Source organism: Aequorivita antarctica, assembly GCF_007997155.1.
GTDB lineage: Bacteria > Bacteroidota > Bacteroidia > Flavobacteriales > Flavobacteriaceae > Aequorivita > Aequorivita antarctica.
The window spans coordinates 1-349 of sequence record NZ_VORT01000058.1 but is presented as its reverse complement, the minus strand read 5'-3'; the positions used below and the strand labels follow the sequence as shown (position 1 = coordinate 349).

The following is a 349-nucleotide window of genomic DNA, read 5'->3' as shown; positions in this document are numbered from 1 at the left end:
TCAAGGCCAGAACTAGCAACAGTTTCATAATGAACAGTACCGTTCCATACACGAGGAGTAAATACTGATCCAGTAAACAATCCAGCTACAGCAGTTCCTAGAGACATGGAAAGATCAGCATTAGAGAAGTTTTGGTTTGTACCATCACCGTTTGTATAACGTTGTCCAAGACCAGTTGTTACTACTGCAAAACCATAAGTGGTATTTGCTGAAAGTACTACAGGAGCATCAAGAACAACATTACTAGGTAAATCTGTACCAGCACCGGTTCCAGAACCAGTAGCGGCAACAGCACCCCAAGCAGCTGCGTTGGTTTCGTTACCTACATAAGTTCCTGTAAGAACATATA

General features: G+C 42.4%; 1 pseudogene. It reads right to left on the bottom strand.

Annotated elements, in window-relative coordinates:
* Window positions 1-349, bottom strand: a pseudogene (locus ESU54_RS17945) (hypothetical protein); the annotation flags it as partial.